Origin of the sequence: Paenibacillus sp. UNC499MF, from assembly GCF_900107975.1 — a bacterium.
GTDB lineage: Bacteria > Bacillota > Bacilli > Paenibacillales > NBRC-103111 > Paenibacillus_F.
Window position 1 is genome coordinate 1 of sequence record NZ_FNVF01000016.1, and the last position, 8,989, is coordinate 8,989.

Consider the following 8,989-nt stretch of genomic DNA (forward strand, 5'->3'; position numbering starts at 1 on the left):
ATCCATTTTTACAACCATCATCGTCCACAGCGAAAGCTAAACAAGCTGACGCCGATGGAGTATCGACGCCAGCTTGCAGCCTAGGCTTTTTTCAATGTCCGTTAAATGGGGGCTTGACCAGCCTTAAAGGCAATCCGGATGGAGGTTTTTCGGTTTTTTTACAGTGCGCCTGAGTTATTCTTGCCGAATTCTTTCTTGACGGGTGATTCCTCGCCCGGCAGACGATCTTCGTAAGAAGCGGAAGCGGCTTCCGCGGCGGCTGTGCCCGGCATGACTTCGGTATCGGCCGGAAGGGAGGAGCCGTTCAGCTGTTTGCGCAGCTCCTTGATTTCCTTCTGCATCTGTACCTGACGCAAAATTCCGAACAAGCCGACGATAAGCCCGCCCAGAACGGTAGAAATCACGATGACCAGAATGAGGGGCGCGTTCGTTTCCATAAACACGAAATTGACACGAACCCGGTCCATGTTCACCACCGCGAAAACGGTCGTAATGAGAGCGAAAATAAGAGCGCCGATCAGAAGCCATTGAATACGGTTCGATTTCATAAAAATCTCTCCTTTAGACCGGGAAAAAGACCGTGAAACGCGTTCATCGGCCTTTTTACTCCGGGTAAAGTCCTCGTGAATTATTTCGTCAGCTCTTCCATCTGATCCAGCACGGAAGCGAATACGCTCATCGCCTGCTTGATCGGTTCAGGAGTTGACATATCCACGCCGGCCTTTTTCAGAATGTTGATGGAATAGTCGCTTCCGCCGCTCTTCAGGAAGCCGAGGTAGCGTTCCACGGCAGGCTGGCCTTCGTCGAGGATCTGTTTGGAGAAACTCGTGGCAGCCGAGAAGCCCGTCGCATATTTATACACATAGAAGCTGTTATAGAAGTGGGGAATACGTGCCCATTCCATTTCGATATCTTTATCCACTACCATGTCTTTACCATGATAGAGGGTATTCAAATCATAATAGATTTTGCTGAATTCCTGCGCCGTGAGCGATTCGCCCTTTTCCATCTTCTCATGCGTGATTTTCTCAAACTCGGCGAACATGGTCTGGCGGAACACGGTCGTACGGAACTGATCGGCATAATAAGTAAGCAGGTACAGCTTCTTCTTCGGATCGTCCGTATGCTTCAGCAGGTAGTCCATCAGAAGCGCTTCATTGAGCGTGGAAGCCACTTCGGCGAGGAAAATCGTGTACTGGGCATCCCGGTACGGCTGATTTTCGTCCGACAGGTAGGAATGGATGGCATGACCCATTTCATGCGCCAGCGTAAACATGCTGTTCAGGTTCTCTTTGTGGTTGAGCAATACGTACGGGTGCGTGCCGTAAGCGCCCCAGCTGTAAGCGCCGCTGCGCTTGTTCTGGTTTTCGTAAATATCGATCCAGCCGTCCTTGTAGCCTTTTTCCAGCGTTTCCACGTAGGATTCGCCGAGCGGAGCCAGGCTTTCCTTGATCGTTTCTTTCGCTTCGTCGTAGGTAATTTTCATCTTGAGATCGTCTACGAGCGGCACGAACAGGTCATACATGTGAAGCTCGTCGACTTTGAGCAGCTTTTTGCGCAGCTTCATGTAGCGCTGAAGAAGCGGAAGCGATTCATGAATCGTATCGATCAGATTCGTGTATACTTCCGGCTTGATGTTGTCGCCGAACAGGGACATCTCCAGAACGGACGGATATTTCCGCGCCTGCGAATAAAAGATGTTCTTGTTGATGTTGGACGAAAGCGTAGCGGCTATCGTGTTTTTCTGCTTGGCATACGTCTCGTAAACGGCTTTGAAAGCTTGCTCGCGTACCTGACGGTCGCGGCTTTCGAGGAACTGGATGTAGCTTCCGTGAGTCAGCTCGGCTTCCTCGCCGTTCTCGTTCTTCACTTTAGGGAATTTCATGTCCGCATTGTTGATCATGCCGAAAATGTTGCTCGGAGCGCCGGACATATTGCCGGCCATCGCCAGCAGCGCTTCTTCCTCTTTGGACAGCACGTGCGGCTTCTGGCGGATCATTTCTTCCAGCGTCGTTTTGTATGGCGCCAGATCCTTGTTCTCCACGAGCGCCTTCAACTGCTCCTCGGAGAGGCTGACGATTTCGGGAGAGATGAAAGAAAGCGCCTGGCTCACTTCCACGCTGAGCTTCTGGGCTTTATCCGACAGAGCCTGGTAAGTAGGGTCCGTCATATCCTCGTGATGCTTCATGTTGGAATATACGTAAAGTCTTTCGGTATGTAGAGAAATGTCGTCCTCCAGCTCGAAGCATTGCTTCACAGCCGCTGGATCGCTTAACTTGCCGTGAAACTGGCCGATTTTGCCCAGCGCTTCTTTCGTTTCGTTGTATTCTTTGTTCCAGGCTTCTTGATTGGTGAAAAGATCCTCCAGCTTCCAGCGGTGTTCGGCCGGAACGTCTTTACGAACGGGAATTTGGTTCATGGGAACCCTCCTGACAGATGATTTCGGATTGGCGGCCGAATGTGCGCCGCTGCCGGGAACCAGCGTGGACGCGAGCAATCCGGCCATAAGGGCGATCGGTAAGAGGCGCATACGGTTTCACGCTCCCCCAGACGGATTTTCCCAGTTGACTTTTCGGGAATCCCGTCTAGTATGACCGATCGGAAGATTAATTATCATTATAGGGGAATGCGTTTGCGAAGTAAATTCGCCCGCGTTTACCCCGCCATTCCTAACTTGAAGAGAGATACGACGACCAGTGAAAAAGAGCATACCACCAGAATGAGCGCGAAAATGGCCATCGGCCTGCGCAGCTGCTCCGGTATGCGGTTGCGCGAGTAAAGCACAAGCAGCGCGAAAGCGAATCCCGCGATAATAAAGAGCAATGCGTCATTTGAAATTCCCAAAATACGTTCACCTCTTGCCATTAAGCATTTTAACTAGTATGTCATACAACTTCGCCTCATGCGGTCAATTTCCCTCTTTTCCGGCTGACGTGCAAAACCCGCCGCCTTTCAGCAGAAAGGGGCGGGTCCTATAGCTTCCCGGTATACGGAAGCGGGTTGTCAGCCGGCGGATTTAACGGACTTCGGATCGTTGTCCGGTCCGACCTTGACGAAGACGAGACGGCCGCTCGGGTCCGACTGCACGGTGAACCGGTCTTCCGGTGCGATATTGGCTTGGTGGCCCACATGCTTGGGAAGGGTAAGCTGGCCGCGGTCGTTGATTTTAACGGAATAGCCCGACATTTTCACGACATAACCGGTCACGAGCACCCCGACGATAACGACGGCGATAAAGAGCCATTTTACAAGGGGATTAGCGGAGAAATAATCGTGCATTATGAATTTTTCTTCCGTCAGCATTTTGGCTGCAGTATAAGCGAGCACCCCGGAGCCGATGTACATGACGATCGGAAACCGGTCGACGACTTTAATGAAAATTGTGCTTCCCCAGACGACGATCGGCACGCTGACGAGCAGTCCGATAATGACGAGGCCGATATGGCCGTGAGCCGCACCCGCGATCGCGATCACGTTGTCAATGCCCATTGCCGCGTCGGCCGCGATAATGGTAGTGATGGCCGCTCCGACGGTATTTTTAGCCGCGATATTGTCATGATCGCTTTTATCCGTGAGAAGCTTGAGCGCGATCCAGATTAGCAGCAGACCGCCGACGAAGAGCAGTCCGGGAATTTGAAGCAGATACACAACGAGGACGGTCGCGATTACGCGGATGCCGACCGCACCTGCAGTCCCCCAAAGGATGACCCGCTTCTGCAGGTTCTTCGGTACGTTTTTGGCGGCCATCCCTATGACGATGGCGTTGTCTCCCGCCAACACCAGGTCGATGATGATGATGTTGAGCAGGGTTAGTAAGGATGCTGTTGAGAACCAGTCCATGATAGTGAGTTCACTCCTTCATCTTAAAATAGGGTTTGCAAGTCAGGGACTTCTAATTCGGCAGCAGCCTACAAAAAAATGCCTTACCGAATTAACCGGTAAAGGCATTTTTCTCCAGCTAAGAAGAAAAGACCTTTACCAGCGTGCTGGCAAAGGTCTTGCTAACAACTCACGTTGCCAATAAAGCCGGGGCTGTTATTATACAACCCGAACTGACGACTTTACTGTAGAAGCTACTCCCCTTTGACTGTCCCGTACATTTAGTTTTCTGTGCTCAGTATACCGCGCCTGCCGCAAATACGTCAAGACATTTGTTCGCCTGATTCAGACGTTACGGAAAGCTTCCATCATGGCGTCATATTCTTCGTCGGTTCCTTCGAAACGATCCCGCGGGAATCTATCCTGAGCCCACTGCATCAAGGCCGGACGGCTTAGAAAAGTGTGGGTGTCTTCACCCCATTGATCCGAAATTTCCCTGGCGACAAGCCGGGAACCGTTCACTTCGACCGTAACCATATTCCATTTGTCTCTTTTGAAGATGACATGTTTTTTTATCACGTGTGACATGAGAATTCTCCTTTAATCTGGTTTGAAGGATGAGGTACGAATATAAAGGTAAGAATGCCCCAACCGTTTGCATCTTACTTTAGCATAAGGAATTGAAAATTTCACTAGCCTAAACCGGGCGGAGATGCTACAATACTTTCAATCTTTATGGAAAAAGATGGATGGGGCATATAGAGAGCCGCCGTCACTTGTCCGTAAAGCGCCGTCCATAGGGACGGCAAATCAGTTTAGATGAGCCGAGAAGAGGAGAGTGCAGTTGAGATGGAGACAAAACGCTTTTATGAGCAGACGGGTGTCGCTATGACATGCCGCAATTTTGAGGAATACGTACGGATGTTCGATCTGGATCCCGATAAGCTGAGAGGCAAGCGCGTGCTGGATACCGGCGCCGGCGCTTCGGCGTTTACGGCGGAAGCATCCCGCAGGGATATCCACGCCTGCGCGGCGGATCCCTTGTACGCGATGGAGCCTTCGGAAATCGAAGGGCTGGGCCGAGAGGAGATCGACCGGTTTATCGTCAAGCTGACGGAGAGAAGGCACATGTACGATTGGGATTTCTACGGGGGCCCGGAGCTTCTGAAGGAGCTGCGCAAACAATCATTCGCGGATTTCTCCGCCGATTACGCAAATCCGGTTTCCCGCGAACAGAGATATACGGCGGCGTCGCTGCCGGAGCTTCCGCACCCGGAAGGGGAGTTCGATCTCGTGCTGTGCAGCCACTTCCTGTTTCTGTACGGGGAGCAGTTCAGCCCGGAATTTCACCTTCAGGCGATGAGAGAGCTGCTGAGGGTTTGTAAACCGGGCGGAGAAGTGCGAATTTATCCGCTGCTGACGTTCGGCGGAGAGTCGTATCCCCAGCTTCCCGCGCTGCTGAAAGAGCTCGCCGCAGAGGGCGTCACCGCCGAATATAGGCCGACGCGGCTCGCTTTTATCCCGGGTTCGAAGGACTACTTGACTTTGCATAAAGTTGCAGATTGACGCCTTTCTGGCAGTTGAACTGGCAGACAAAGGATGATATAATATCGATATTCGCCATAGATGGCGATACATTTAGGAGGTTGTTCACTTGAAAGGTACAGTTAAATGGTTTAACGCAGAGAAGGGCTATGGCTTCATCCAAGTAGAAGGCGGCGAAGACGTATTCGTTCATTTTTCCGCTATTCAAGGCGATGGATTCAAAACTCTTGACGAAGGCCAAGAAGTAGAATTCGAGATCACGGATGGTAACCGCGGTCCTCAAGCAGCTAACGTCACCAAGTTATAAGATCCAGGGATAACCACCTTCTTATAAATAGTGTCATAGCAAACCAAGACAGCTCCCGATCGAAAGATTGGGAACTGTCTTTTTTGCGGTCTAAATTCGGACCTAACGGCTCATGCCGGATTGCTTCCGATGCCGCTCCAGAGCATGCTGACGATTTTGTCGGCGGCGAGCCGCTTGTCGGGATAGGTGAACGTACCGTCAGGCTGTTTGCTGTGTCCGACCATGAGCAGGGCCATGTAAGAACGCGCCGCGAGCCAGGAATCCGCTGTGCCGATTTCGCCCTTTTCGGAGGCGTCGGCGAAGGCATCGGCGAGAGCTTCCAGAAGCTGATGCTCGGCTTTTCGCATATTTTCCGTCTGCTCCGGAGTGAGGACGGTTTCGATTTTGTTCATAAAGCCTTCGAAATCGAAGCTTGTCGTGGCTTGAAGATGATTATAGGTCACTTCCAGCAGCCGTTCCCGGAGAGGAAGAGGCTTCTGGAGAATTTTCAGCGTGGCCGCCCGCACCACATTCATAAGCCGGATCGTCGACTCGGTGAGCAGCACGGCTTTGGACGGAAAATAATAATAGACCGACGCCTTGGTGACGCCGCTCGCTTTCGCTATATCATCCATGGAAACGGCATCATATCCGCTGCGGATAAATTCGTGCATGGCTATCTGGAGAATCCGGTCGGAAACAGGGGCCGCCTGCTCGCTGGAACGGGGCCTTCCGGGAGGTTTTCGGGAAGTTGAAGACATAGGCAGTGATCCTTTCAAAACGGGAATCTGAGAAACTCATTAAAAAGTATTATACCACAAACCGTGAAGTAATCTCAGTGAACGCGTTTTAAGGAATAGTCTTGCCGCGCTAAAAAACGGGTAAGAAAAGGGAACCGGAAAACTTTTGGTTGATTAATTAACTGACCAGTATATATAATTATAACGGACATAAAAGTATTCCGCTATAGGGAAGGTACTTACAGCTTTAAATAACCGGATAAAAGGAGAGAATGTCTCAATGAAATCATCGTCCTTTATGGAGGGAATGCTTTCCAAAGTAGCGGGTCCTAGGAGCAAGTGGGTTACGGTAGCGGTCTGGATCGTACTGACCGTTCTGCTCAGCGCTCTGTGGCCCGGCGTCAACAGCCAGGAAAATAACGGGGCGGATCAGCTTCCGGCGGATTCGCTCTCCGTACAGGCCGCGGCGCTTGAGAAAGAGCAGTTTCCCGCAAGCGGCGGCGTACCGGCGCTGGTTGTCTTTTACCGGCAGGCGGGGCTGACCGAAGGGGACCTCGGGGCTTTGCAGAAAATAGCGGGCCGGCTGGCGGCATCGCCGCTTCCGGAACAGACTTCGGTGGCCCCTTTTGACAAAATGCCCTTGCCGGCTTTGAAGCAGTCCGTTAGCAAGGACGGGACCACTATCGTGCTTCCGGTGTCGTTTAAAGAAAAAACGGAAACCAAAGTGCTGAAAGAGAGCGCGTCAAAGCTGAAGGAAATAACGGCTGCCGTAACGGGAAGCGATCCTTTTGCCGTTAAAGATCTGAAAGGGGACGGCTTGATCGCGCGTATTACCGGTCCCGTCGGAATCTCCATGGATGCGAACGACTTGTTCAAAGGAGCGGATTTTTCGCTGCTGATGGCAACGGTCATTCTCGTGCTCGTACTGCTTATTCTGCTGTACCGGTCGCCCGTTATGGCGATTGTCCCGCTTGTCGGGGTGGCGTTCGCGTACGGCGTTATTTCGCCGATTCTCGGAAAGCTGGCGCAGCTTGGCTGGATCGTGGTGGATGCTCAGTCGATCTCGATCATGACGGTGCTGCTTTTCGGAGCGGGAACGGACTATTGCCTGTTTTTTGCAACCCGTTACCGGACGGCGCTTCTGGAGCATGATAACAAGCATCTTGCCTTGAAAGAGGCGCTGCTCGGTTCGGGCGGTGCGATCGGTATGAGCGGGCTGACGGTTATCGTTTCGATGCTGGCGCTGCTTTTCGCCAAGTACGGGGCCAATCACCGGTTTGCCATTCCGTTCAGTCTGGCGATATTTATCATGGCCGCAGCGAGCCTGACGCTTGTACCGGCGATTCTGGGCATTCTCGGACGGAAATCCTTCTATCCTTTTGCCCCGCTGACGCCGGAACAAAGAGCCGCTAAGGAAGCGAAACGCGGAAAACCCGTCCGCGGGCAGCGTGCCGTAGGCCGTATGAGCGAGACGCTCGGAGAGATGGTGACGCAGAAGCCGAAGACGATTTTGACGGTAAGTCTGATCGTGCTGATCGTCCTGGCGGGCTTTTCGTCCCAGATCAAATATACGTTTAATCTGCTTTCTTCTTTTCCGGAAACGATGTCGTCCAGAGAAGGCTTTACGCTTCTTTCCGAACACTATTCCCCGGGCACTCTCGCTCCGGCCAAAGTAATGGTGGATACGGAAGGGAAAAATGTGGACGCGGGAACCGGACTAAAGGAACTCCCTTTCGTGGACTCCGTCTCGGAGCCTGTAAAAGGAAAAACAAATCCCGACATCGTTGCCTACGATGTGCTGTTCAAGGATGATCCGTTCGAGCTGGAGTCGATTCATCATATTCCGGATCTTTACGCGGCTGCGGAAGCTTCCCTGAAAGAGGCGGGAGTTACGGACACCGGTTCCCATGTACGGGTCTCGGGACAAACCGCCGAGCAGTACGATACCGAGAAAGTGACGAGCAAGGACACGAAGGTGGTCATCCCGATTGTAATCGGAATTATCGCGCTGCTGCTCCTGGTCTACCTCCGTTCGCTCGTGGCGATGGTGTATCTGATGGCGACCGTTTTGCTGTCTTATTTCTCGGCTCTAGGAGCCGGCTGGCTTATTTTGCACACGTTCTTCGGAACCGAGGCGATTCAGGGACTGATTCCGCTTTACGCGTTCGTGTTCCTCGTCGCCCTAGGTGAAGACTACAATATTTTCATGGTTTCGGGTATCTGGAAAGCAAGCAAAACGCACAAACTGAAAGAAGCGATCCGGATAGGCGTCAGCTCGACAAGCAGCGTGATCACTTCGGCGGGACTGATTTTGGCAGGCACGTTTGCGGTTCTGTCCGTGCTGCCGATTCAAGTGCTCGTGCAGTTCGGCGTCATCTGTGCGGTCGGCGTTCTGCTGGATACGTTCATCGTCCGTCCGTTCCTTGTGCCGACGATCACGCTTCTGCTCGGCAGAGCGGCCTTCTGGCCGGGCAAGCCTGGAATGGCGGCAGACGAGCGGAGCGCCACGCGGCCGGGTAACTGACACAAAAAAGGAGAGCAGCGGCTTTAGCCGACCTGCTCTCCTTTTTTGTGTGTGCCGTGCGAGGCCCGCCGCCGT

The 8,989-nt window shown here is 52.5% G+C and carries 10 protein-coding genes; 4 read left to right on the plus strand and 6 right to left on the minus strand.

Translation table 11 applies throughout. The features are described 5' to 3' along the window. A complete protein-coding gene (locus C4S74_RS26295) occupies positions 1-84 on the plus strand; it encodes an IS3 family transposase (protein WP_258042583.1) in 84 nt (27 codons plus the stop codon). Positions 85-158: 74 nt separating this feature from the next. Here C4S74_RS26295 and C4S74_RS22555 read toward each other — a convergent pair whose 3' ends face one another. From C4S74_RS22555 to C4S74_RS22575, 5 genes are all read right to left on the minus strand, one after another. After that, positions 159-548 carry a lipopolysaccharide assembly LapA domain-containing protein gene (locus C4S74_RS22555; protein WP_103997591.1) on the minus strand — a complete coding sequence of 130 codons (390 nt, stop codon included), beginning with the start codon at positions 546-548 and terminating at the stop codon, positions 159-161. Between the two features lie 80 nt (positions 549-628). Continuing rightward, a complete protein-coding gene (gene pepF / locus C4S74_RS22560) occupies positions 629-2,419 on the minus strand; it encodes an oligoendopeptidase F (protein WP_181024512.1) in 1,791 nt (596 codons plus the stop codon). Positions 2,420-2,655: 236 nt separating this feature from the next. After that, positions 2,656-2,844: a hypothetical protein gene (locus C4S74_RS22565; protein WP_042230884.1), complete on the minus strand. Its 189-nt coding sequence runs from the start codon at positions 2,842-2,844 to the stop codon at positions 2,656-2,658. Positions 2,845-3,003: 159 nt separating this feature from the next. Then, positions 3,004-3,840 (minus strand): TerC family protein, encoded by an 837-nt coding sequence (locus C4S74_RS22570; RefSeq protein ID WP_103997593.1) that lies wholly within the window; start codon positions 3,838-3,840, stop codon positions 3,004-3,006. 324 nt (positions 3,841-4,164) lie between these two features. Continuing rightward, positions 4,165-4,407: a hypothetical protein gene (locus C4S74_RS22575; protein WP_103997594.1), complete on the minus strand. Its 243-nt coding sequence runs from the start codon at positions 4,405-4,407 to the stop codon at positions 4,165-4,167. 261 nt (positions 4,408-4,668) lie between these two features. On the opposite strand from C4S74_RS22575, the gene C4S74_RS22580 reads away from it, so the two are divergent. Together C4S74_RS22580 and C4S74_RS22585 are read left to right on the plus strand one after the other, a co-directional pair. Further along, a complete protein-coding gene (locus C4S74_RS22580; protein WP_103997595.1) occupies positions 4,669-5,385 on the plus strand; it encodes a class I SAM-dependent methyltransferase in 717 nt (238 codons plus the stop codon). Positions 5,386-5,473: 88 nt separating this feature from the next. Then, a complete protein-coding gene (locus tag C4S74_RS22585) occupies positions 5,474-5,671 on the plus strand; it encodes a cold shock domain-containing protein (RefSeq protein ID WP_009675016.1) in 198 nt (65 codons plus the stop codon). A 110-nt stretch (positions 5,672-5,781) separates the two neighbouring features. Here C4S74_RS22585 and C4S74_RS22590 read toward each other — a convergent pair whose 3' ends face one another. After that, positions 5,782-6,411 carry a TetR/AcrR family transcriptional regulator gene (locus C4S74_RS22590; protein WP_103997596.1) on the minus strand — a complete coding sequence of 210 codons (630 nt, stop codon included), beginning with the start codon at positions 6,409-6,411 and terminating at the stop codon, positions 5,782-5,784. Between the two features lie 259 nt (positions 6,412-6,670). Here C4S74_RS22590 and C4S74_RS22595 point away from each other — a divergent pair, with 259 nt between their 5' ends. Continuing rightward, positions 6,671-8,914: an MMPL family transporter gene (locus tag C4S74_RS22595; RefSeq protein ID WP_103997597.1), complete on the plus strand. Its 2,244-nt coding sequence runs from the start codon at positions 6,671-6,673 to the stop codon at positions 8,912-8,914. Positions 8,915-8,989 lie beyond the last annotated feature (75 nt).